Here is a 22409-nt window from a genome sequence, read left to right on the forward strand (position 1 = left end):
GTTAGCGGGCCGTCTGGACACCCGGCACGGGGACGGTGGGCAGGGCGCTCGCCCGCCGGGCGACGACGAGGAACTGGACACCGAGGGTCACCCCGACGAACAGGAGCACGGAGGTCTGCGACGAAGCGAGGCCGAGGAGGGAGGTCAGGGCGATCATCGCGACCCGCACGGCGACGGAGCCCACCCAGGCGATCAGGGTCGCGACGCCGCCCTGCGACCACGCCACGCCGTGCTGGTCGCGCCACACCCGCGTCGTCATGGCCCGCAGCACACCGAGGCCGGCGGCCACGAGGAGTTCCGCGACGAGCACGGCGAGGCTCAGCGCCGTGTGACGGGGGTCGACGAGCCCGCCGCCGCCGAGGCCGGCCAGGACCATCACGGCGGCGATGATCAGGCCCACGGGCCTGGCGACGGGCCTCGGCCTCATCTGCCGGTAGATCACGAAGGCGACGACGGCAAGGGCGAGGGCGACGATCTGCGTGGTTTCCATGCGCACGACGGTAGGAAGACCGGGCGCGCACCGGATCGGCGCGCGGGTGGAGAACCGGGGTGGAGATCAGGCGATCTCCACCCGGGGGTGGAGGACCCGGTTCGCCCGGCTCAGGCGGTGATCACCCGCTGGAACGCCTCCGCGTACGAGCCCTCGGGGAGGCCCGCGGCGGCGGCGTGACCGGAGAGCATGCCCCTGATCATGCCGTCCAGGTCGGGGATGTGCGAGGTCTGGCTCTCGTGCGCGCGCAGCGCGGCGATCTTGCGGTCCACGGTCAGGGTGACGTCGACGTAGTGGTCGGGGGGCATGCCGCCGGTGAGCCACACCTCGCGGACGGTCCAGGCCTCCAGGCCCTCGTCGGCGAGCAGTTCGGGGAAGGCGTAGGGGTTGCGGGCGTCGGGGTAGACGGCGTCGAGGGTGGCGCCGCCGACCGCGCGGTGGTCGGGGTGGCTCGGACTGATCCGCGCGTAGTTGCGCTCGGGGGTCGAGGTGACGACCAGGTCCGGTCGCACCTGGCGGATCACCCGGGCGATGTCCCGCCGCAGGCCGAGCGTCTGCTCGACCGCGCCGTCCCGATAGCCGAGGAAGCGCAGGTCGCTCACGCCCACGCACTTGGCCGCGGCCGTCTGCTCGGTCCGGCGCAGCGCCGCCATGCCGCCGTTGTCCATCGCACGGTCGAACCCGCCCGCGTCGCCATCCGTGACCAGGCAGTACGCCACCTCGGCCCCCGCCTCGGTCAGCCGGGCGACCGTCCCCGCCGCGCCGAAGTCGATGTCGTCGGGGTGTGCGACGACCACCAGCACCTTCTTGATATCCGCCTCGTCCAGCACGAGCAGCCCCTCCTCATGGTCCGGCACATCACCTTAAACGCGACTTGCCGGGCGAGTGGGCTCCGAATGTCGGCGCGCGGCCATAACCTAAGGAGAGTGTCCACCCGAGCCGCCACTCATCCGTTGCTCGACGGCCTCAACCCGCAGCAGCGGGACGCCGTCACCCACCAGGGCAGTCCGCTGCTGATCGTCGCCGGGGCCGGCTCCGGGAAGACCAGGGTGCTGACGCACCGCATCGCCCACCTGCTGGCGGAGCGTGACGTCCAGCCGGGGGAGATCCTCGCGATCACCTTCACCAACAAGGCCGCCCGGGAGATGAAGGAGCGGGTCGACAAGCTCATCGGGCCGCGGTCCAGGGCCATGTGGGTCATGACGTTCCACAGCGCCTGCGTGCGGATCCTGCGGCGCGAGGCGAAGCGGCTGGGTTTCTCCTCCAGCTTCTCGATCTACGACCAGGCCGACTCCCAGCGGCTCATGGCGATGGTGTGCCGTGAGCTCGACCTCGACCCCAAGCGCTACCCGCCGCGGTCCTTCTCGGCCCAGGTCAGCAACTTCAAGAACGAGCTGATCGACTACGAGACGGCGGCCGACCGGGCCTCGACCCATCTGGAGCGGACGCTCGCCGAGGCGTACCGCACCTACCAGCGGCGGCTCACCGAGGCCGGCGCGATGGACTTCGACGACCTGATCATGCTGACGGTCACGCTGTTCCAGCTCTTCCCCGACGTGGCCGAGCACTACCGGCGGCGGTTCCGGCACGTGATGGTCGACGAGTACCAGGACACCAACCACGCGCAGTACATGCTGATCCGTGAGCTGGTCGGGCGGCCCGAGGTGCGCACCGCCGACGGCGACGTGGTGCGGGAGGGCGTCGAGCCCTCCGAGCTGGTGGTCGTCGGCGACGCCGACCAGTCGATCTACGCCTTCCGCGGCGCGACGATCCGCAACATCCTGGAGTTCGAGCGCGACTATCCGGACGCGCGGACGATCCTGCTGGAGCAGAACTACCGCTCCACGCAGACGATCCTGAACGCCGCCAACTCGGTCATCTCTCGCAACGAGGGCCGCAAGCCGAAGAACCTGTGGTCCGACCAGGGCGCGGGCCCGAAGATCATCGGCTATGCGGCCGACAACGAGCACGACGAGGCCATGTTCGTCGCGCAGGAGGTCGACCGGCTCAGCGACGACCACGGCGTCACCCCCGGCGACGTGGCGGTCTTCTACCGCACGAACGCCGCCTCCCGCGTGTTCGAGGAGATCTTCATCCGCACGGGCCTGCCATACAAGGTCGTGGGCGGGGTGCGGTTCTACGAGCGCAAGGAGGTCAAGGACCTGCTCGCCTACCTGCGGGTCCTGGCCAACCCGAGCGACACGGTGTCGCTGCGGCGCATCCTCAACGTGCCCAAGCGCGGCATCGGCGACCGCGCCGAGGCGATGATCGAGGCGTTCGCCAACCGGGAGCGCATCGCCTTCTGGGAGGCGCTGCGCCGGGCCGACGAGGCGCCGGGGGTGGCCACCCGCTCGCTGAACGCGATCCGCGACTTCGTCACGTTGCTCGACGAACTGCGCGCCAAGGAGCTTCCGCTGTCCGACCTCGCGGAGGAGGTGCTGAGCTCCACCGGCTACCGGACGGAGCTGGAGACCTCGGGCGACCCACAGGACGAGAGCCGGCTGGAGAACCTCAACGAGCTGATCTCGGTGGCCGCCGAGTTCGAGGAGGCGAACCCGGAGGGCACGCTCGTCGACTTCCTCGAGCAGGTCTCGCTGGTCGCCGACGCCGACCAGATCCCCGACGGCGACGACAGCGGCGGCGTGGTCACGCTGATGACCCTGCACACCGCCAAGGGCCTGGAGTTCCCCGTGGTGTTCCTCACGGGCATGGAGGACGGCGTCTTCCCCCACATGCGCTCGCTGAGCGACCCGAAGGAGCTGGAGGAGGAGCGCAGGCTGGCGTACGTCGGCATCACCCGGGCCAAGGAACGGCTCTACCTGTCCAGGTCGGCGGTCCGCTCGGCGTGGGGCGCGCCGTCGTTCAACCCCGCCTCGCGCTTCCTGTCCGAGGTGCCGGGCGACCTGGTCGACTGGCGCGGCGACCCGGGCAAGACCGCCTGGTCCGCCGCGACCTCCCGCCCGGCCGCCCGTACGGCTCCCGCGCAGAAGACCGGCGGCCGGCAGATCCCGAACCTGTCGCCGGGCGACCGGGTCACCCACGACACGTTCGGGCTCGGCACCGTGGTGGCGGTGGACGGTCAGGCCGAGAAGACGCGCGTGAAGATCGACTTCGGCAGCGAGGGCGAGAAGACCCTGCTTCTCGCCTACGCCCCGATCGACAAGCTCTGATCGACAAGCTCTGACCGGCCCCACGGCCCCCGGGTGGCGTGTCACCCGGGGGCCGGCCGCCTCATTTCAGCGCCGCGCGGGGGGCTCGGCCGCGCGATGCTCACTCGTGCCTGATCGGCCCCGCCCGGTTCAGTTGTTGGGCAGGATGACGGTGCCCGTCGTGTCCGGCACGTCGCCGTCGAGGTCGGTCAGGTTGGCGACCTTGCTCTTCGGCGGCGCCTTGACCGTGACCTTCCCGCCCCAGCCGGCGAACGTGGTGACGTCGCTGAGGGTGAAGGTGAGGGAGTCGTCCTCGACCTTCATCGTCAGGTCGGCGGTGGCCGAGGCGCGGCGGACGAGCTGGTCGGAGCCGATCCACAGCTTCCAGGACACCACGGTCTTGGCAGGGTTGGAGCCCAGGCCGCCGAAGCTGTCCTTGATGCCCGGACTGACCTTCATGAGCTGGCTCAGCGTGATGGTGCCGCGGTAGAGCGTGGTCTTCGCGCCGTTGACGCTGCCGCCCGGACCCTTGGCCTTGGTGGTCGCGAGGACCGTCTTGAGGCTGCGCCAGTCGGCGGGGTTCACGAACTCGCCCAGGCTCGACGAGGAGCCCGGCCGCTGGCCGGGGAGCCGCAGCCAGGTCTTGCCTTCGGGCAGCAGGCTCGCGTAGACCCCGCCCGAGAGGTAGCCCGTACTGCCGATGACGATCGCGTGGAGGGGCTTCTCCGCGTCCTTCAGGTCCTCGTTCTCCTCCTTCAGCAGGTCGCTGTACTTCATCTTCTGCGTGCTGTCGGAGGCGACGACGCCGGACCGGCCGAAGGCGAGTCCGCCGTTCGAGGTGAATTTGACGGCCGTGATGCCGGCGAGGCTCATCGTGCCCGTGGACACGAATCGCACGCCGTGGCCGGAGACGAACTGCTTGCGCAGCGCCGCCACCGGGTCGGCGGCGGGGGCCTGTGCCTGAGTAGAGGTCTGAGCCTGCGCGGGGGCGGCGACGGCGGGCGCCACGAGGGCGGCCGTCGCGGCGCACGCCAGCGCCATGAGTGCTCGCTTCAAGGTGATTCCTCCCGTAAGTGCCCTCATGATCACGAGGGCAGCCGGGGAATCTTCTCGAACCATGATCACGGGAAAGTCACAATAATCCACATTTCCTGTGAGTCTTCAGCTAGTGGCCCGTTATGCCGGTTGATTATCAATTCGCCACCACAAAACGTTCGATTGCGGGCCATCGAACTCCTCGCCGTATCGAGAGCCGGGGCTCGTGGACGGTCCGCATGCGCTGCGGTGGGAGCGGCCGGTGGGCGGCTGACGTAGGGCCGTTCGGGGGCCGGGCCCCGGGCGGCGGTTACGCTTCGGGCAGCGGGCACCGTAGGGAGGTCTTCATGGCAGGCAGGATTCGGGTCGTCGTCGCGAAGCCGGGGCTCGACGGGCACGACCGCGGGGTCAAGGTGGTGGCGCGGGCGCTGCGCGACGCGGGCATGGAGGTCATCTACACGGGGCTGCATCAGACCCCGGAGCAGATCGTCCGTACGGCGATCCAGGAGGACGCGGCGGCGATCGGGCTGTCCATCCTGTCCGGCGCGCACATGACGCTGTTCGCCCGGCTCTTCGAGGTCCTGCGCGAGGAGGGCGCCGAGGACATTGTCGTGTTCGGCGGGGGCATCATCCCCGAGGCCGACATCCCCGAACTCGCGAAGATGGGGGTCGCCAGGATTTTCACGCCCGGGTCCACGACGCAGGAGATCGTGGAATGGGTCCGTTCGGCGGTCCCAGCCACCGTTTAGGTATTTTGCCCAACCTTGCCGTACATGAGAGTTGTTGGCAAGGCTCCAGTGGGACCCGACGACGCGCCCACGCTCGTACGGGGACTAGGCTTCATGCGCGGAAACGCCGGGCGGGACGACGGCGCCCGGCCTCGGACATCAAAAGGGACGGACCCTCGTGGACCTGTTCGAACATCAGGCGAAGGAGCTCTTCGCGGAATACGGCATCCCGGTGCCGCGCGGAATCGTCGCGCACACCGTGGAGGAGGCGCGGGCGGCTGCCGAGCAGCTCACCGGTCGCGTTGTCGTCAAGGCCCAGGTCAAGACCGGCGGGCGCGGCAAGGCCGGCGGCGTGAAGGTGGCCGACGACGCCGCCGACGCGCAGGCGAAGGCGACGCAGATCCTCGGCATGGACATCAAGGGCCACACGGTCCACAAGGTCCTGATCGAGGAGGCCAGCCAGATCGCGGAGGAGTACTACTTCTCCTTCCTTCTCGACCGTGCCAACCGCACCTTCCTCGCCATCTGCTCCGCCTCCGGCGGCATGGACATCGAGGAGGTCGCGCACACCGCGCCGGAGAAGGTGGCGAAGGTGCCGGTCAGCCCGCTGACGGGCGTCGACCGCGCCAGGGCTCGCGAGATCGCGGTGGCGGGCGGCCTGCCGCAGCAGGCGCTGGACGGCGCCGCCGAGCTGATCGAGAAGCTCTGGGCCGTCTTCGTCGACGAGGACGCCTCGCTCGTCGAGGTCAACCCGATGATCCTGTCGGCCGACGGCCAGGTGAAGGCGCTCGACGGCAAGGTCACCCTCGACGACAACGCGAACTTCCGCCAGGCGGAGCACGCCGCGTACGTCGACAAGGCCGCGGAGGACCCGCTGGAGGCCCGGGCCAAGGAGAAGCACCTCAACTACGTCAAGCTGGACGGCAACGTCGGCATCATCGGCAACGGCGCGGGCCTGGTCATGTCCACGCTCGACGTCGTGGCGTACGCGGGTGAGGAGTTCCCCGGCCAGCCCAAGCCGGCCAACTTCCTCGACATCGGCGGCGGCGCCTCGGCCGAGGTCATGGCGAACGGCCTGGAGATCATCCTGTCCGACCCGTCGGTGAAGTCGGTCTTCGTGAACGTCTTCGGTGGCATCACCGCCTGCGACGCCGTCGCCAACGGCATCGTCTCGGCCTTCAAGCTCCTGGAGAGCCGGGGCGAGGAAGTGACCCACCCGCTGGTCGTCCGCCTGGACGGCAACAACGCCGCCCTGGGGCGGCAGATCCTGGCCGACGCCGCGCTGCCGCGGGTCGAGCTGGTCGACACCATGGACGAAGCGGCCAAGCGCGCCGCCGAGCTCGCCGCGGTAGGTGCGTAATGGCTATCTGGCTCACCGAGAACAGCAAGATCATCGTGCAGGGCATGACCGGTGGTGAGGGCACCAAGCACACCCGCCGCATGCTCGCCGCCGGTGTCAAGGTCGTGGGCGGCGTGAACGCCCGCAAGGCCGGCATCACGCACGAGGGCCTGCCGGTCTTCGGCACGGTCAAGGAGGCCATGGAGCAGACGGGCGCCGACGTGTCCGTCGTCTTCGTGCCCCCGGCCGGCACCAAGTCCGCCGTCCGCGAGGCCGTCGACGCCGAGATCCCGCTGTGCGTGGTCATCACCGAGGGCGTGCCGGTCCACGACACGACCGAGTTCTGGGCGTACGCCGTCTCCAAGGGCAACAAGACCCGCATCATCGGCCCGAACTGCCCCGGCATCGCCTCGCCGGGCGCCTCCAACGCGGGCATCATCCCGGCCGACATCACCACCAAGGGCCGCGTCGGCCTGGTGTCGAAGTCCGGCACGCTGACCTACCAGCTCATGTACGAGCTGCGTGACATCGGCTTCTCCACCTGCGTCGGCATCGGCGGCGACCCGGTCATCGGCACGACGCACATCGACGCCCTCCAGGCGTTCCAGGAGGACCCGGAGACCGACGCGATCGTGATGATCGGCGAGATCGGCGGCGACGCCGAGGAGCGCGCGGCGGCCTACATCGACGAGCACGTGACCAAGCCGGTCGTCGCCTACGTCGCCGGGTTCACCGCGCCCGAGGGCAAGACCATGGGCCACGCCGGCGCGATCGTGTCCGGCTCCGCCGGCACCGCCCAGGCCAAGAAGGAGGCCCTGGAGAAGGTCGGCGTCCGCGTCGGCCGCACGCCCAGCGAGACCGCCCGCCTGATGCGCGAGATCATGTCCAGCCGCTGATCGCGCGTACATCCGACTGTCGTCCGCGACCTTGCGCTCCTACCGCCGCGGTGGTGCGAGCGCAAGGTCGCGGTCGTTTTCGGGCCCGGCCGGTACGCGTGCCAATGCGTCCGGATTGCGTACTCCTCGGCGTGGCGACGTGGAGGGAGGCGGCGGGGCTGGGATGATGCGGTAGCGTGACGGGCCTTCTCGATCAATTCAGGACCGCTCCCCGCGCCGTGCTCGGCCGCATGGGCGGCGGCGACGACGAGGAGACCCGCCGTCCGCTCCCCGTCTCCGGCATGCTGGCCGCGGTCGGGACGCTCGGCGTCGGCCTCGCCGTGCTCACCACACTCACGCTCATCGGCTGGATGGCCGCGCCCCGGGGGCCGTTCGGCGAGGGCCTGCCCGGCGTCTTCCGCACGGCCTGCCAGCTCTGGCTCGCCGCCCACCACGCCGGTTTCGCGATCCCGGGCGGCCGGGTGGGCCTGCTGCCCATCGGCCTGATGATCCTGCCGGGGGTGCTGCTCTACCGGGCCGGCCTGTGGATGGCGCGGGACGCCGACCTGCGGGTGCGGATGCCGGCCCGGCTACCCAAGGGCACGCCGCGCGACCTCGAGAACGCCCGGCGCCGCGCCCAGCTCGCGCTCATCGCCCAGGCCGGCATCTCGCTGGCCGCGCCGTACGCGCTGCTCGCCGGGGTGATCGCCCTCGTCTCCGGCAACGAGGTCATGCAGCCGTTCCTGGGGGAGGCGTTGATCAGCCACCTGCTGCTGGCCTTCGTCACCGGCTCGGTGGCCACCGCCCGCACGATCGGGCCGTGGCGGTCGATGCTGCGCCTGCTGCCCGAGCGCCCGCGGTCGCTCGTGGTCGGCACGGCCGTCGCGACCTCGCTGATGCTCGTGGCCGGGGCCGTGCTGGTCCTCGGGTCGGTGGTGGTCAACTTCGCCCGGATCCAGCAGATGTCGGAGGTCCTCAGCCCCGGAGTGGTCGGCGGCCTGCTGCTCCTGCTCCTGGAGGTCCTCTACTTCTTCAACGCCGTCATCTGGGGCATGGCGTACATCTCGGGGCCCGGGTTCGCGGTGGGCGCCGGGACGCTGGTCGCTCCCACCGGGGTCAAGCTCAGCGCGGTGCCCATGCTGCCGCTGCTGGGCGCCCTGCCGTCGTCCGGCGCCGCGCCCCCCTGGGTCATGGGCGTGATCGCGGTGCCGTTCGCGGCCGGGGCGGTCGCCGGCGTGGTGACGGCCCGCGTCGCGCCGACCCCGTCGATCGAGGCCGCGCCGCTGTGGGGGTTCGTCTGCGGAATCACCTCCGGCCTCGTCGCGGGAACGCTCGCCGCGCTGGCCGGCGGCCCGCTCGGCGGGGCGGGCCTGGCCGCGGTGGGGCCGTCTCCCTGGGAGGTGGCGCTGTCGGTCACGCTCGAGGTCGGCGTGGCCGCCGGCATCTCGGCCGGCATCGCCAACTGGTGGCTGATCTCCCGGCGGCCGGCCACCCCGCCCGAGCCGGTGCGGAAGGCCGGCGCCGTGATCGCCAAGGCGGCCGGGCGGGTGCGGCCCGCCCGCGGCGCCCACCTGCCCGGCCACTGGCTGGACGCCACCGAGGCGGACACCCAGCCGATCCCGGTCATCAGGGACGACTGGACCGACGAGCACGCCGCGGCGGCGGCGGAGACCTTCGACGACATGGGCGCGCGGCGGGCCGGCGCCATTCCCCCTATAGCCGATATCCCGCGCAAACCGGCCGCGAAGCGTCGTGCCCCGAGCCCCCCGCCGAAGCCGCGCAAGGACATCGTGGACGAGAGCGACGACCGCGGGGGTCACGTCATCTACGTCGATCCCTACGCCTGGGACCGCGACTGAGCCCTCTGAGGCGGCTCGGCGACGGCCGAGGCGAGGCGGTCCCGCAGGTCCGTCAGGCGGGCGATCTCGGCGTCCAGGGCGGCGATCCGGCGTTGCACGACGCCGCTTCCGCCGCTTCCGCTGCCGCCGGAGCAGCCGGGGCTGCCGTACGGCGGGAGCGTGTCGCCCTCCAGCAGGTCCAGGCGGTCGGCGCAGCGGGCGACGTCCTCGAGGGTCAGGCCGAGGGTGAGCAACTGGCGCACCAGGCGGATGCGGGCGATGTCCCGCGGGCCGTACTCCCGCTGGCCTGACGAGGTCCGCGGGGGCGGCAGGAGCAACCCGCGCTGCTCGTACAGGCGCAACGCGCGTGGCGTGGTCCCGGCCGCCGCCGCGGCGTCGCCGATCCGCATGAGACCTCCTGTGCCGTGCTCAGGCTTCTACGACGACCGTTCCCACGTGCCGTCCCTCGAACAACTCACGCAACGCCCGCGGCGCGCGTTCGATGCCCGCGATCCGCGTGTGCGGGAAGACGACGGCGCCCGAGCGGAGCCAGGCGCCGAAACGCTCCGTCCACTCCGCGTGGATCTCGTCGCCGACGCCGGTGAGGCCGCGGAGGGTGATGTTCTTGGCGATGAGCTGGAAGGCGTCCAGCTCCACCGGGGCCGTCGTGCCGCCGGACGCGGCCGACAGCTGCGTGGCCAGGGTGCCGACCACGACGAGGCGGGCATCGGGCCGCGCCGCGGCCACCGCCGCCTGAAGCTGCTCGCCGCCGACGGTGTCGACGACCACGTCGACGCCGTCGGGCGCCGCCTCGGCCAGCCGGCCGCCGATCGGGCTCCCGTCGCGCAGGACCACCGCGTCGTAGCCGAGTTCGGCGGTCATGCGCTCGGCCTTCGCCGGTGAGCCGGTGGTGCCGATCACGCGTGCCGCGCCCAGTTGCCGGGCGACCTGGCCGGCGAGCGACCCGACGCCTCCGGCGCCCCCGGTGACGAGCACCGTCTCGCCCGCACGCAGGCGGGCGATCCGGGTCAGGGCGGCGTACGCGGTGGCGCCAGAAGCCAGGTGCGCGGCCGGATCGGGCAGGGCGTCCCCCAGCGGCGCGGACACGGGGACCACGGCGTACTCACGCCAGCCCTGGAAGTGCGCGACCAGGTCGCCCGGCCGCAGACCGCCGTCATCCGTGCCCTTGACGAAGGGGGCCGTGACGACCTCGCCGACGGCCGGGCCGAACAGCGCGTCCCCGGGACGAAGCGGGGGGAAGGGCGTGCCCGGCACGCCTCCGGCGATCAGCGTGCGCAGCGAAGGGAAGACCTGGAACCAGCGGTTGCGCACCAGGACCTCACCGGCCCCCGGCACGGGCAGCGGGACCTCGGCCACGGTCAGGTGCTCGGGGCCGGGAAGGCCGGACGGAACCTCGGCGAGCCGGATCTCCCGTGCGGCGCGGGGCAGGGTTCGGGGCATGGGGAACTCCTACGGTGTCGGAGGGGAACCGCTCGTGCGGCACAGCCGCACGGCCCCGCGACGCTAACCCCTGACCCGCGCGTCAAAGGCAAGACCTGTGAGCCGTTCGCGACGGCGCGGACGGCTCACATGCGGTCGTGCGGTCAGGCGGGCGCCGGGACGCCCGCGGGCCAGGCCACGCCCATCTTCCGCTCGAACGCCCGCATCAGCTGCTCGGAGCAGTCCTGCTGGGCCGTCACCGTGCCCGCGCCCTTGCGGCACTCGTTGTACGCGGTGAGTTCGTCGGAGAAGTAGAGCTGGAATCCCGTGGTCACGATGCCCAGGACGAACGCGAGCGACGAGAGCACGACGGCTCCGGTCGCCATGCCGATCCCGCGTCGTTCGCGGTTGAGCAGGCGCAGGTCACGGATCGCGATGACGATCGCGAACAGTGACAGCGCCAGCCCGGCCGCCGGCAGCATCAGCGTGAAGACGAGCGCCATGATGGCGAGCACGAGGGCCCTGCGCCCTCCGGTTGCAGGGGTCGGCGTCTGTAGGGGTGTTGTCACGGTCTCCTCGCCTCGCGTTCCGCATAGCCCGTCGTAAGTCGTGATGGCCGGCGCCCGATACGCTTTAGCTGCGTCGAGGGACGGCCCTCCACGCTCGACCACTCTCTAAGGAACCATCTCCCGGCAATCACCTGCAAAACGAAGGCAGCTCACGAAGGAGTTCCGCTCTGTCCGTCCGGCTCGTCGTCCTCGTCTCGGGTTCGGGGACCAACCTGCAAGCGCTGCTGGACGCGGCGGCAGACGACGCGTTCGGCGCGACCGTCGTGGCCGTCGGGGCCGACCGCACCGGCATCGAGGGCCTGGCCCGGGCCGAGCGCGCCGGCGTCCCCACGTTCGTCGAGAGGGTGGGCGATCACCCCACCCGGGAGGAGTGGGACGAGAGGCTGGCCGGGCGCATCGCCGAGCACAAGCCCGACCTGGTGGTCTCCGCCGGGTTCATGAAGATCCTCGGCTCCCGCGTGCTGGGCGCGTTCCCCGTCGTCAACACCCATCCGGCGCTGCTGCCCGCCTTCCCAGGCGCGCACGCCGTGCGCGACGCCCTCGCGTACGGCGTCCGCGTCACCGGTTGCACGGTCCACCTCGTCGACGCCGGCGTGGACACGGGCCCGGTGATCGCCCAGGAGGCGGTGCCCGTACGGGAGGGGGACGACGAGGAGTCGCTGCACGAGCGCATCAAGACGGTCGAGCGACGCCTCCTCGTCGAGACGGTGGGCCGCATGGCCCGCGAGGGCTGGACCCTGACCGGGCGGACCGTGCGCCTGGGGACGGGACGAGTCGCAGGACAGGCCGCAGAAGGCCCGACACCAGGAAGGATCACGAAGTGACCCGCATCGCCATCCGCCGTGCGCTGATCACCGTTTACGACAAGACGGGTCTCGAAGACCTGGCGCGGGGGCTCGAGGCCGCGGGCGTGGAGATCGTGTCGACCGGCGGCACCGCCGCCGCGATCGCCTCCTACGGCGTGCCGGTCACGAAGGTGGAGTCGCTCACCGGATTCCCCGAGTGCCTGGACGGACGGGTCAAGACCCTCCACCCACGGGTCCACGCCGGGCTGCTCGCCGACGGCGCCAACCCCTCCCACGTCAAGCAGCTGGAGGAGCTGGAGATCGAGCCGTTCCAGCTCGCGGTGGTGAACCTGTATCCGTTCGCCGCCACGGTCGCCTCCGGCGCCTCCGACGCCGAGTGCGTCGAGCAGATCGACATCGGCGGGCCCGCGATGATCCGCGCCGCGGCCAAGAACCACGGCACGGTGGCCGTGGTCGTCGACCCCAAGGCATACGGCGAGGTGCTCGCCGCGGTCGCCGAGGGCGGCTTCACGCTGACCGAGCGCAGGAGGCTGGCCGCCACGGCGTACGCGCACACCGCCGCCTACGACGTCGCGGTCGCGTCCTGGTTCGCCAACGTGTACGCGCCCGAGGGCGAGTGGCCGTCCTTCATGGGCGCGGCGTGGAAGCGCAAGACCGCCCTGCGGTACGGCGAGAACCCGCACCAGGGGGCGGCCCTCTACACCGGGGGCAAGGACGGCCTGGCCAACGCCGAGCAGCTCCACGGCAAGGAGATGTCCTACAACAACTACGTGGACGCCGACGCCGCCTGGCGGGCCGCCTGGGACTTCGCCGAGCCGTGCGTGGCCGTCATCAAGCACGCCAACCCCTGCGGGATCGCGGTGGGCGCCGACGTGGTCGAGGCGCACCGCAAGGCGCACGAGTGCGACCCGGTCTCCGCCTACGGCGGAGTGATCGCGGTCAACCGCGAGGTGACCCGCGAGCTGGCCGAGCAGATCGCGCCGATCTTCACGGAGGTGGTGGTCGCGCCGTCGTTCGCGGCGGACGCGCTCGAGGTGCTCAGGGAGAAGAAGAACATCCGCCTGCTCGCCTGCCCGCAGGGGCCGTCGAACGCCGCGGAGTTCCGCCGCATCGACGGCGGCCTGCTCGTGCAGACGGTGGACCGGGTGGACGCGCCGGGCGACGACCCGTCCACGTGGGAGCTCAAGGCCGGAGAGGCGGCCTCGCCCGAGGTGCTGGCCGATCTGGCCTTCGCCTGGCGGGCCTGCCGGTCGGTGAAGTCCAACGCGATCCTGCTCGCGGCCGGCGGCGCGACCGTCGGCGTCGGCATGGGCCAGGTCAACCGGGTGGACTCGGCCCGGCTGGCGGTCTCCCGGGCCGGCGAGCGCGCGGCCGGGTCGGTCGGCGCCTCCGACGCGTACTTCCCGTTCCCCGACGGCCTGCAGGTGCTGGCGGAGGCCGGGGTGAAGGCGATCGTCGAGCCGGGCGGCTCGATCCGCGACGAGCTGGTCATCGAGGCGGCGAAGGAAGCGGGCATCACGCTCTACTTCACCGGCACCCGGCACTTCTTCCACTGATCGCGAAGGCCGACGTACCGCCACGGAGAGGCGGCTGTAGGGATGGATGGGGTGAAAAAGGCACGATCACCCCGATGGGGCGGTTAGCCTGAAGCGCCCCACCCCATCCTCCCCACGGAGTCCCTCCATGCCCCTTGATACGATCATGAGCTCCTTCGCGACGATGAACGGCGTGTGGAACAGCCCCATCGCGCTGCTGCCCGTCGCCGCGCTGGCCGCTTACTTCGGTTGGCGGATCGTGGAGTTCATCCCCTTCACCCGCCGGATCATCGAGCGGCGCGAGGGGGGACAGTAAAGCATCCGGAAGGATCACCCGGAAGGACAGGGAGAGCCATGACCGCGCGGCTTCTGGACGGCAAGGCGACCGCCGCCAAGATCAAGAGTGAGCTGGCGGAGCGGGTGAAGGCCCTGGCCGCCCGGGGTGTCACCCCCGGCCTGGGCACGATCCTCGTCGGCGACGATCCGGGCAGCCAGATCTACGTCGCGGGCAAGCACCGCGACTGCGCGGAGGTCGGCATCACCTCCATCCGCAAGGACCTTCCGGAGAGCGCCGGCCAGGCGGATGTGGAGGCCGCGGTCGACGAGCTGAACGCCGACCCGGCCTGCACGGGCTACATCGTCCAGTTGCCGCTGCCGCGCCACCTGGACACCCAGGCGCTCATCGAGCGCATGGACCCGGCCAAGGACGCCGACGGCCTCCACCCGGTCAACCTGGGCAGGCTCGTCCACATGGTCGACGCCCCGCTGCCGTGCACCCCGCGCGGCATCGTGGTCCTCCTCCAGGAGTACGGCGTGCCGCTCAAGGGCGCCGAGGTCGTCGTGGTCGGCCGGGGCATCACCGTGGGCCGGCCGCTGGGCCTGCTGCTCACCCGCCGCGCGGAGAACGCCACCGTCACGCTCTGTCACACCGGCACCCAGGACCTGGCGTCCCACGTGCGCCGGGCGGACATCGTGGTCGCCGCGGCCGGGGTGCCCCACCTCGTGACCGCCGACATGGTCAAGCCCGGCGCGGCGGTGCTCGACGTGGGCGTCTCCAGGGTCGACGGGAAGCTCACCGGTGACGTGGCCCCCGACGTACGCGAGGTCGCGGGCTTCGTCGCCCCCAACCCCGGCGGGGTGGGGCCGATGACCCGGGCCATGCTGCTGGCCAACGTCGTCGAGGCCGCCGAGCGGCACTGATCCAAGGGCGTCCCGGCGCCCTTCCGCGGCGCCGGGACGTCTCATCCGCGTATCCCCGCCTGATTACGGGACGTACAGATACCAGCGGCCGCGCGACGCTCTCACGTCCTCCCCGCCGGCCTGGGACCTCTCCTCTTCGCGACCTTGTGGGCGAGGGAGTGACGGCCGGGGCGAGGCCGCCGGGGCGATCCGCGGGCGAGGCGCTTGGTTTCCTGTTCGCTCGTGGACCGGGACGGCGTCTGCGCGGGCGCGTGCAGTTGCTGGGCGAGCCAGGGCAGGGCCTGGGGAAGCTCCCTGTTCCAGGTGGCGAAGTTGTGGCCCCCGCTCGGCAGGATCAGCGAGGACGCCCGCATGGGCGCCTTCACGGCCGCCATGAAGTCCGTCGTCGCACGGTAGTCGGACTCGCCCTGACGGCTGCTCGCCACCAGGACGGACACCGGCGGGGCCGGCAGGTTGGCCAGCCGCCACATCAGGTCGTTCTCGTCCCGGAGCCGCCGGTTCCCGCCGAACAGGTCGCCCGTGGTCACGTCCATCGGGGCGTGGAAATACCCGGACAGGGACACCGCGGCCGAGAACGCCTCGGGGTGCCGCATGGTCAGCTTGAGCGCGCAGTAGCCCCCGGTCGACTCGCCGAGAACGCCCCAGCTGGCGGCTCCGGTGCCGACCCGGAACGTCGCGGCCACCGCCCGCGGCACGTCCGAGGTGAAGTACGTCTCGACCTGCGGCCCACCCGGCACGTCCACGCACTCGGTGTCCCGGGGCGGCGCGACCGTCGGGCGCATGAGCACCAGGACGGTCGGGCCGATCTCGTGGGTGAGGATCGAGGTCGCCGTGAGCGTGGGCATGTCGAGCCGGGTGACCAGGTTCTCCGCGTCGCCCGGATAGCCGGTCAGCCCGAGGATCACCGGGAAGCGCCGGCCGGCGTACTTCGTGTCGAAATACTGCGGCGGCAGGTACACGTACGCCGACGAGCTCAGCCCGGTCCTCGCCCCGGCGATCGTCACCTCCTCCAGACGCCCCGCGGGCAGGCCGGCCTTCGGCCTGGTGACCTCGACCGGCCTGCTGCCGAGCACCCGGACGAGGCCCGCCCCGCCGGCCGCCGTACCCGCCGAGCCTGCCGTGATCGCCGGCGCGTCGGCGGCGTTCGTCCCCAGCAGGTCGCCCCACGAGCCGAAGAACCCGAAGTACGCGTTGACCACGACGGCGATCGCGAGCAGCAGCAGGGTCTGGTCCGCGACCAGCACGCCCACCCGCGCGGCGACGGAGCGCCAGGACGGCCCGCTCAGCCGGGGCCACAGCCAGACCGTCGCGACCAGCCCGCCGACGGCGAGCGCGACGAACAGGACCTGCACGTGCGCCGTTGTGAGCTCCAAATCCGGCCTCTCCTAAAGTCCCCCGTGGTGCCGGTTCATGCAAAGGTACTCGCGAGGCGTAAGGGAGCGGTTAAGGATCGCGATCCTTGCTCCCGGAGCGGATATCACCATTTAAGGTCTCGTCCCGTGAGCCGTCGGACACACATTTCCCGGAACGGGATAGCGCGTCCATGGGTGCCCGCAGCGGCAGCGTACGCCGCGCTGTTCATCGGCATCCTGGACATCGTCAAAGGCGTGTTCCCGCGCCTGCGCGGAAGCAGGATCAGCGAGATCGCGAGCGTCCTGCCGGGCAGTGTCACCACGCTCGCCGAGACGGCGTCGTTGCTGGTCGGCATTTTGCTGATCATGCTTGCCCACGCTCTCAGGCGGCGTAAGGCACGGGCCTGGCGCGCGGTCGTGGTGCTGCTGCCGGTGGGCACCGTGCTCGAGGGGCTGCACCGGCACCCGGTCGCCGCGTCGGTGTCGCTGCTCCTGTGCGTGGTGCTGCTGGTCAACAGACGGGAGTTCTACGCCCTGTCCGACCCGCGCTCGCGCTGGCGGGCGCTGTGGAACCTGCTGGTGCTCGGCGCGTTCGACGTCGTGATCGGGTGGATCCTCGTCGCCACGCATCACCGGACGGTCGTCGGCCACCCCGGATTCGGCGATCAGCTGCGGCACGTCGTGCTCGGCCTGGTCGGCCTGGAGGGGCCGGTCGTGTTCACGTCCGAGCGCACCGGCGACCTGGTCTACTTCTCGCTCGCCGGGCTCGGCGCGCTCACCGCCGTCACCACGATCTACCTGGCCCTCCGGCCGGAACGGCCGGTCGCGGCGCTCACCGGGGACGACGAGCGGCGTCTGCGGGCCCTGCTCGACCGGTACGGCCGGCAGGACTCGCTCGGATACTTCGCGCTCCGCCGGGACAAGAGCGTGATCTTCTCGCCCAGCGGCAAGGCCGCCGTGGCCTACCGCGTCGTCGCCGGGGTGATGCTTGCCAGCGGCGACCCGATCGGCGACCCGGAGGCGTGGCCCGGCGCGATCAGGCGGTTCCTGGAGGAGGCCAGGCGGCACGCATGGGTCCCTGCCGTGATCGGATGCGGCGAGACCGGCGGCGAGGTGTGGACCAGAGAGGGCGGCCTCGACGCGCTGGAGATCGGGGACGAGGCCGTCGTGGAGGTGGCCGGTTTCACGCTGGAAGGCCGGGCCATGCGCAACGTGCGCCAGATGGTCAAGCGGGTGGAGCGGCTCGGCTACACCTGCCGGGTGCGGCGGGCGGGAGACCTGAGCGAGGCGGAGCGCGAGCGCATCCGCAACGCGGCCGACTTCTGGAGAGGCACCGAGACCGAGCGCGGCTTCTCGATGGCGCTCGGCCGGTTCGGCGACCCCGCCGACGCCGGCTGCCTGGTGGTCACCGCCCACCGGGCCACGCCCGAGGGCGAGGAGCCGCCGGGCGGGGACATCCGGGCCGTCCTGCATTTCGTGCCCTGGGGAGCCGACGGCATCTCCCTCGACCTCATGCGGCGCGACCGGGAGGCCGACCCCGGGCTCAACGAACTGCTGATCGTACGGGCCCTGCAGGCCGCGCCGGACTTCGGCGTGACCAGAGTGTCGCTGAACTTCGCGATGTTCCGCTCCGCGCTGGCGCGGGGGGAGCGGCTGGGGGCGGGGCCGGTGCTGCGCGCGTGGTGCGGCATCCTCGTCTTCCTGTCCCGCTGGTTCCAGATCGAGTCGTTGTACCGCTTCAACGCCAAGTTCAGGCCGCTGTGGGAGCCGAGGTTCCTGGTCTACCCGACCGCCCGCGATCTGCCGCGCATCGGCGTCTCCGCGCTCCAGGCGGAGGCGTTCCTCACGATGCCGGGCCCGTCGGACTGGGGCAGGCTACTGCGCCGGCGTCTCAGGAAGCCGGTAGAGGTGTTCGGGCCGGCCGGTGGTTCCGTACCTGAGCCCGACGGTCAGCCGTCCGTCGGCGGCGAGGTCGGACAGGTAACGCTGCGCGGTGGCCCGGGAGAGCCCGAGCCGGGCGGCGAGGTCCGCTGAGGTCACCGGCCCCCCGGCGGCGCGCAGGGCGTCGATGACGAGCTGCGCGGTGTGGCTCGACCGGCCCTTCCTGACCGCGGCGTCGACCCGGTCGCCCTCGTGCAGCATGCGGACCGCGCGGTCGATCTCGGCCTGGCTCAGCGACGCGGCGCCGCCCAGCCGCCGGTGGAACCGCTCGTACGCGCGGAGCCGCTCGGCGAGGTCACCCTCGGTGAAGGGCTTCACCAGGTAGTTGACCACCCCACGGCCGAGCGCCTCGCGGACGACCCCAGCCTCGGCGGCGGCGGTCAGCATGATCACATGCCCGCCGAGGTCCGGGACGATCGAGGTTCCGGGCGCGTCCGGCAGGTACTGGTCGAGCAGCACGAGGTGGGGGCGCAGCCGCCCGGCGAGCGCGACGGCCTCGGCGGCGGTGTGGGCGATGCCCGCCACCTCGAACCCCGGCACCCGGCCGACATAGCGCGCGTGGAGGTTGGCGACGCGGAAGTCGTCGTCGACGACGAGAACCCGGATCACGGCACCCCCACGGACCCGGCGGACCGGGCTCCGGACAGGTGAGGCGCGGGCTCGACCGCGCCGGGGATCCGCGCGACGAAGACCGCTCCGCAGTCGGCGCCGGAGGGCCGGGTCAGGGCGAGGTCGCCGCCGTGCCTGCGGGCGACGCGCCGTGCGAGCGCGAGTCCGACACCGTGCGGGCGGGCGTCGTCGGCGCTGGTGGTGAAGTCCTGGTCGAACAGCCGGTCGCAGGCATGTGGCGGGACGCCGTCGCCGCTGTCCACGACGACGAGGTGCAGGATGCCGGCTTCGGCCAGCAGTGACACCTCGACCCAGGCGGGCCTGCGGGCGCCGGAGCGCGCCGCGCTGATCGCGTTGTCCACCAGGTTGCCCAGGACCGTGACCATGTCGAGCGGACAGGCGAGCGGACCGGGCAGGAACGAGTCCTGGCTGAGCCGCAGGTCGACCGCGCACTCGGAGGCCACCGCCGTCTTCGCGGCCAGCAGCCCGCGGACGTACGGGTCGCGCAGCCGCCCGCCGTCGCCGTACTCCGTCGCGAGGGGATCGTCGGCGAGCTCGCGGAGGTAGGCCACGGCCTCGTCGCGATGTTCCAGGCTGAGCAGGCCGGACAGCGTGTGCAGCCGGTTGGTGTACTCGTGGGCCTGCGCGCGCAGCGCGTCCGACAGCGCGCGCACCACGTCGAGCTCGCGGGTCATCTCGTCCAGGTCGGTGCGGTCCCGCAGCGTGACCACGTGGCCGAGGTCATGCTGCCCGCGCCGCACCGGTCCGGCCGTGGCGACCAGCATCCTGTCCTCGGTGGCGAGGAGCACCCCGCGGACCGTGCGGTGCTCGGCCAGGAGCGTGCGTACGCCGGCCGGCAGGCCCGCGTCGCCGACCGCGGTGCCCGAATCCGGCATGCCGCCGAGGAGCCGCGCGGCGGCGTCGTTGCAGATCGTGATCCGTCCGGCCGCGTCCACCGCCAGCACGCCCTCGTCGATGCCGTGCAGTACGGCTTCGCGCTCCCGGAGCAGGTCGGCGAGATCGGAGGGCTCCAGCCCCAGCGTCTGCCGCTTGAGGCGGCGCGCGAGGCCGGCTGAGGCGGCCAGGCCGAGCAGCAGCGCGAGACCGGTGAACCCGGCCGCGCCCCGCAGCAGGTCGCCGACCCTCCTGGACACCTCGCCAGCCGCGATACCCACGCTGACCTGGCCGGCCACCTGCCCGGCGCCGTCCAGCACGGGCACCTTGCCGCGCGCCGACAGGCCGAGCGTGCCGCGCTCGAAGGTGACGACGTCCCGGCCGGCGAGCGCCTCCGGCTCGGTGCTCACCCGGTGCCCGATCCTCGCGGGGTCCGGGTGGGAGTACCTGATGCCCTGGTCGTCGGCCACCACCACGAACAGCACTCCGGTACGGCGGCGTACCTCTTCGGCCCGCCGCTGCACCTGCGGGCCGGGGGAGTGGGCGGCCACCGCGCGTATCACGACGTCGTCGGCGGCGACGGCGCGCGCCACGGCGAGCGCGCGCTGCTCGTACTGGCGCTCAAGTTCCGCGTGCAGCAGGTACGCCACCAGCGCGAAGCCGAAACCGATGATCAGCAGGAGGACCGCGACCTGCACGAGCAGCGCTTGGGTCGCGAAACGAGGGTGCGGACGCGGCCTAGGAGGGTCGGCCCAGGGCATGCCCAGCACGATACCCGCCGGGTCTCGTCACACAAGGGTGAGCAGAAAGCGCAGAACGCGAAGTATGCGCATTACCCGAACAAGTGGCACAAGCCTGGTCGGCCTCTTCACCCCGGCCTACGGTCCCGGAGAGCTTTCGCACAACGGTTTTCCTGAGGAGTGAACTCGTGGCCGAATCACCACCCGCGATCGAGTTGCGGGGTGTGACGAAACGTTTCCGTTCCCGCGACGGCGCGGCCCACACCGCGACCCGCGACATGTCCTTCACCGTACGCCAGGGGGAGTTCGTCAGCGTGGTCGGGCCGACGGGATGCGGCAAGTCCACCAGCCTGTCGATGATCTCGGGGCTGGCCCCGGCCGGCGAGGGCGAGGTCCTGGTCCACGGCCGCCCGGTGACCGGCATACCCGACCGGCTCGGGTACATGTTCCAGCAGGACGCCGTGCTCCCGTGGCGTACGGTCCTCGACAACATCGCCGCGGGCCCGCGGTACCGGGGCGCGCCCAAGCGGGCCGCGCGTGAGCAGGCCGCGGACTGGGTCGCGCGGGTCGGGCTCGCGGGCTTCGAGCGGTACTACCCGCACCAGCTCTCCGGGGGGATGCGCAAGCGGGTCGCGCTCGCCCAGACGCTGATCAACGAGCCGTCGATCCTGCTGATGGACGAGCCGTTCGGCGCGCTCGACGTGCAGACCCGAGAGCACATGCAGGACCTGCTGCTCGAACTGTGGTCCGGCACCGGCGCGGCGGTCGTCTTCGTCACCCACGACCTGACCGAGGCCATCGCCCTCGCCGACACCGTGGTCGTCATGACAGCGGCGCCCGCGACGGCCAAGGACGTCGTCCGCGTCGACCTCGCCCGGCCGCGCCGGGTGGAGGAGATCCGGCTGGAGGAAGCCTTCCTCGACGTCTACCGGCGGGTCTGGGACTCGCTGCGCGAAGAGGTCGAGATCACCCGGGCGAGAGGAGCCCGCCGTGCAGCCTGAGACCGTGGCCGCCGCCCCGCCCGCGGTCGAGGACGCGCAGGCGTCGGCCCCCGCCCGCCGCCGGTTCCCGGCACCGAAGATCACGGTCACCCGGGTCCTGCTCGTGGTGCTGTGGCTGGGCAGCTGGGAGGCCGCCACCGCCGGCTGGCTCGACCCGTTCTACTACTCCCGGCCCAGCGCGATCTGGGGACGGCTCGTCGACTGGTTCACCAAGGGAACGGCGTTCGGTTCGATCTGGGAGCAGATCGGGGTCACGCTGGAGGAGGCCGTCCTCGGATTCGCGGCCGGATCGCTCGCCGGGATCGTGCTGGGCGTGCTCCTCGGCCGGGGCCGGTTCGTCGCCGAGGTGTGCGCCCCGTTCATCAAGGCCGCGAACGCGATCCCGCGCATCGTCCTCGCCTCGCTGTTCGTGATCTGGTTCGGCCTGGGCATGTCGTCCAAGGTCGCCACGGCCGTCGTGCTGGTGTTCTTCGCGGTGTTCTTCAACGCCTTCCAGGGCGCCCGCGAGGTGGACAGGACGCTGGTCGACAACGCCCGCATCCTCGGCGCGAACCCCCGTCAGATCCTCACCTCGATCGTGCTGCCGAGCGCCACGTCGTGGATCCTCGCAAGCCTGCACGTCGCCTTCGGCTTCGCGCTGATCGGGGCGATTGTCGGCGAGTACACCGGCGCGGACAAGGGCCTCGGCCTACTGATCAACCACGCCCAGGGCACGTTCGACGCCGCGGGCATCTACGCCGGAATGATCATCATCACGGTCGTCGCCCTGCTCGCCGAGTGGCTGCTCACCCTTCTCGAACGCCGGCTGCTCGCCTGGCGCCCCCCGTCGTCCTCCTCCGCCGCCGACGCGCAGATCTGATCGGAGCCC

The 22409-nt window shown here is 71.8% G+C and carries 20 protein-coding genes and 1 pseudogene; 12 read left to right on the forward strand and 9 right to left on the reverse strand.

Annotated features, from left to right (window positions below; translation table 11 throughout):
- Window position 1: 1 nt before the first annotated feature.
- Both QSK36_RS05160 and QSK36_RS05165 read right to left on the reverse strand, forming a co-directional pair.
- On the reverse strand, window positions 2-490 hold the full coding sequence (locus QSK36_RS05160; RefSeq protein WP_183534421.1) for a hypothetical protein: 489 nt from the start codon (window positions 488-490) through the stop codon (window positions 2-4).
- 110 nt (window positions 491-600) lie between these two features.
- Window positions 601-1320, reverse strand: coding sequence for a PIG-L deacetylase family protein (locus tag QSK36_RS05165; protein ID WP_285781845.1), 720 nt, complete (start codon window positions 1318-1320; stop codon window positions 601-603).
- A 66-nt stretch (window positions 1321-1386) separates the two neighbouring features.
- Between QSK36_RS05165 and pcrA the strand changes: the two genes are divergently transcribed.
- On the forward strand, window positions 1387-3660 hold the full coding sequence (gene pcrA, locus QSK36_RS05170) for a DNA helicase PcrA (protein WP_285781518.1): 2274 nt from the start codon (window positions 1387-1389) through the stop codon (window positions 3658-3660).
- A gap of 129 nt (window positions 3661-3789) precedes the next feature.
- On the opposite strand, the gene QSK36_RS05175 is transcribed toward pcrA, so the two are convergent.
- Window positions 3790-4695, reverse strand: a complete 906-nt coding sequence (locus QSK36_RS05175; RefSeq protein WP_183534424.1) for a hypothetical protein — start codon at window positions 4693-4695, stop codon at window positions 3790-3792.
- 326 nt (window positions 4696-5021) lie between these two features.
- On the opposite strand from QSK36_RS05175, the gene icmB reads away from it, so the two are divergent.
- The 4 genes from icmB to QSK36_RS05195 all read left to right on the forward strand — a co-directional run bounded on the left by icmB (window position 5022) and on the right by QSK36_RS05195 (window position 9475).
- Window positions 5022-5423: a coenzyme B12-dependent isobutyryl CoA mutase small subunit gene (gene icmB / locus QSK36_RS05180; protein WP_076433118.1), complete on the forward strand. Its 402-nt coding sequence runs from the start codon at window positions 5022-5024 to the stop codon at window positions 5421-5423.
- Between the two features lie 157 nt (window positions 5424-5580).
- Window positions 5581-6762 (forward strand): ADP-forming succinate--CoA ligase subunit beta, encoded by a 1182-nt coding sequence (gene sucC / locus QSK36_RS05185; protein WP_285781519.1) that lies wholly within the window; start codon window positions 5581-5583, stop codon window positions 6760-6762.
- Window positions 6762-7637 (forward strand): succinate--CoA ligase subunit alpha, encoded by an 876-nt coding sequence (gene sucD / locus QSK36_RS05190; RefSeq protein WP_183534429.1) that lies wholly within the window; start codon window positions 6762-6764, stop codon window positions 7635-7637. The genes sucC and sucD overlap by 1 nt, the downstream gene beginning before the upstream one ends.
- A 176-nt stretch (window positions 7638-7813) precedes the next feature.
- Window positions 7814-9475: a cell division protein PerM gene (locus QSK36_RS05195; RefSeq protein WP_183534431.1), complete on the forward strand. Its 1662-nt coding sequence runs from the start codon at window positions 7814-7816 to the stop codon at window positions 9473-9475.
- Here QSK36_RS05195 and QSK36_RS05200 read toward each other — a convergent pair.
- The 3 genes from QSK36_RS05200 to QSK36_RS05210 all read right to left on the reverse strand — a co-directional run bounded on the left by QSK36_RS05200 (window position 9454) and on the right by QSK36_RS05210 (window position 11463).
- Window positions 9454-9864: a MerR family transcriptional regulator gene (locus QSK36_RS05200; RefSeq protein ID WP_183534433.1), complete on the reverse strand. Its 411-nt coding sequence runs from the start codon at window positions 9862-9864 to the stop codon at window positions 9454-9456. The two genes, QSK36_RS05195 and QSK36_RS05200, sit on opposite strands and share 22 nt — an antisense overlap.
- 19 nt (window positions 9865-9883) lie before the next feature.
- Window positions 9884-10915 (reverse strand): MDR family NADP-dependent oxidoreductase, encoded by a 1032-nt coding sequence (locus tag QSK36_RS05205; protein WP_285781520.1) that lies wholly within the window; start codon window positions 10913-10915, stop codon window positions 9884-9886.
- Window positions 10916-11058: 143 nt separating this feature from the next.
- Complete coding sequence (locus QSK36_RS05210) at window positions 11059-11463, reverse strand: hypothetical protein (protein WP_183534437.1); 405 nt, start codon at window positions 11461-11463, stop codon at window positions 11059-11061.
- A 167-nt stretch (window positions 11464-11630) separates the two neighbouring features.
- On the opposite strand from QSK36_RS05210, the gene purN reads away from it, so the two are divergent.
- From purN to QSK36_RS05230, 4 genes are all read left to right on the forward strand, one after another.
- A complete protein-coding gene (gene purN / locus QSK36_RS05215; RefSeq protein ID WP_183535809.1) occupies window positions 11631-12287 on the forward strand; it encodes a phosphoribosylglycinamide formyltransferase in 657 nt (218 codons plus the stop codon).
- Complete coding sequence (purH, locus tag QSK36_RS05220; RefSeq protein ID WP_285781521.1) at window positions 12284-13825, forward strand: bifunctional phosphoribosylaminoimidazolecarboxamide formyltransferase/IMP cyclohydrolase; 1542 nt, start codon at window positions 12284-12286, stop codon at window positions 13823-13825. Before purN ends, purH begins: the two co-directional genes overlap by 4 nt.
- Before the next feature lie 127 nt (window positions 13826-13952).
- Window positions 13953-14120 carry a hypothetical protein gene (locus QSK36_RS05225; protein WP_167538689.1) on the forward strand — a complete coding sequence of 56 codons (168 nt, stop codon included), beginning with the start codon at window positions 13953-13955 and terminating at the stop codon, window positions 14118-14120.
- Between the two features lie 38 nt (window positions 14121-14158).
- Window positions 14159-15004 (forward strand): bifunctional methylenetetrahydrofolate dehydrogenase/methenyltetrahydrofolate cyclohydrolase, encoded by an 846-nt coding sequence (locus tag QSK36_RS05230; RefSeq protein WP_285781522.1) that lies wholly within the window; start codon window positions 14159-14161, stop codon window positions 15002-15004.
- A 101-nt stretch (window positions 15005-15105) separates the two neighbouring features.
- On the opposite strand, the gene QSK36_RS05235 is transcribed toward QSK36_RS05230, so the two are convergent.
- Window positions 15106-16377, reverse strand: coding sequence for an alpha/beta hydrolase (locus tag QSK36_RS05235; protein WP_285781523.1), 1272 nt, complete (start codon window positions 16375-16377; stop codon window positions 15106-15108).
- 174 nt (window positions 16378-16551) lie between these two features.
- Here QSK36_RS05235 and QSK36_RS05240 point away from each other — a divergent pair.
- Window positions 16552-18129, forward strand: a pseudogene (locus tag QSK36_RS05240) (phosphatidylglycerol lysyltransferase domain-containing protein); the annotation flags it as partial.
- Window positions 18130-18231: 102 nt separating this feature from the next.
- Here the strand turns inward: QSK36_RS05240 and QSK36_RS05245 are convergent.
- Together QSK36_RS05245 and QSK36_RS05250 are read right to left on the reverse strand one after the other, a co-directional pair.
- Window positions 18232-18906: a response regulator gene (locus QSK36_RS05245; RefSeq protein ID WP_139573543.1), complete on the reverse strand. Its 675-nt coding sequence runs from the start codon at window positions 18904-18906 to the stop codon at window positions 18232-18234.
- The gene (locus QSK36_RS05250) at window positions 18903-20561 is read right to left on the reverse strand and encodes a sensor histidine kinase (RefSeq protein ID WP_285781524.1); all 1659 of its coding nucleotides are present in this window, start codon (window positions 20559-20561) and stop codon (window positions 18903-18905) included. The genes QSK36_RS05245 and QSK36_RS05250 overlap by 4 nt, the downstream gene beginning before the upstream one ends.
- Window positions 20562-20728: 167 nt before the next feature.
- Here QSK36_RS05250 and QSK36_RS05255 point away from each other — a divergent pair, with 167 nt between their 5' ends.
- Together QSK36_RS05255 and QSK36_RS05260 are read left to right on the forward strand one after the other, a co-directional pair.
- Window positions 20729-21541, forward strand: coding sequence for an ABC transporter ATP-binding protein (locus tag QSK36_RS05255; protein WP_221263401.1), 813 nt, complete (start codon window positions 20729-20731; stop codon window positions 21539-21541).
- The gene (locus QSK36_RS05260) at window positions 21531-22400 is read left to right on the forward strand and encodes an ABC transporter permease (RefSeq protein WP_183534449.1); all 870 of its coding nucleotides are present in this window, start codon (window positions 21531-21533) and stop codon (window positions 22398-22400) included. The genes QSK36_RS05255 and QSK36_RS05260 overlap by 11 nt, the downstream gene beginning before the upstream one ends.
- Window positions 22401-22409: the final 9 nt, after the last annotated feature.

This window comes from Microbispora sp. NBRC 16548 (assembly GCF_030268985.1).
GTDB classification, from domain to species: domain Bacteria; phylum Actinomycetota; class Actinomycetes; order Streptosporangiales; family Streptosporangiaceae; genus Microbispora; species Microbispora catharanthi.

Coding starts and splice junctions, on each gene's coding strand:
- QSK36_RS05200 (WP_183534433.1), bottom strand. CDS start 9,864: ATGCGGATCGGCGACGCCGCGGCGGCGGCCGGGACCACGCCACGCGCG.
- QSK36_RS05250 (WP_285781524.1), bottom strand. CDS start 20,561: ATGCCCTGGGCCGACCCTCCTAGGCCGCGTCCGCACCCTCGTTTCGCG.
- sucD (WP_183534429.1), top strand. CDS start 6,762: ATGGCTATCTGGCTCACCGAGAACAGCAAGATCATCGTGCAGGGCATG.
- QSK36_RS05205 (WP_285781520.1), bottom strand. CDS start 10,915: ATGCCCCGAACCCTGCCCCGCGCCGCACGGGAGATCCGGCTCGCCGAG.
- QSK36_RS05230 (WP_285781522.1), top strand. CDS start 14,159: ATGACCGCGCGGCTTCTGGACGGCAAGGCGACCGCCGCCAAGATCAAG.
- QSK36_RS05160 (WP_183534421.1), bottom strand. CDS start 490: ATGGAAACCACGCAGATCGTCGCCCTCGCCCTTGCCGTCGTCGCCTTC.
- QSK36_RS05225 (WP_167538689.1), top strand. CDS start 13,953: ATGCCCCTTGATACGATCATGAGCTCCTTCGCGACGATGAACGGCGTG.
- pcrA (WP_285781518.1), top strand. CDS start 1,387: ATGTCGGCGCGCGGCCATAACCTAAGGAGAGTGTCCACCCGAGCCGCC.
- icmB (WP_076433118.1), top strand. CDS start 5,022: ATGGCAGGCAGGATTCGGGTCGTCGTCGCGAAGCCGGGGCTCGACGGG.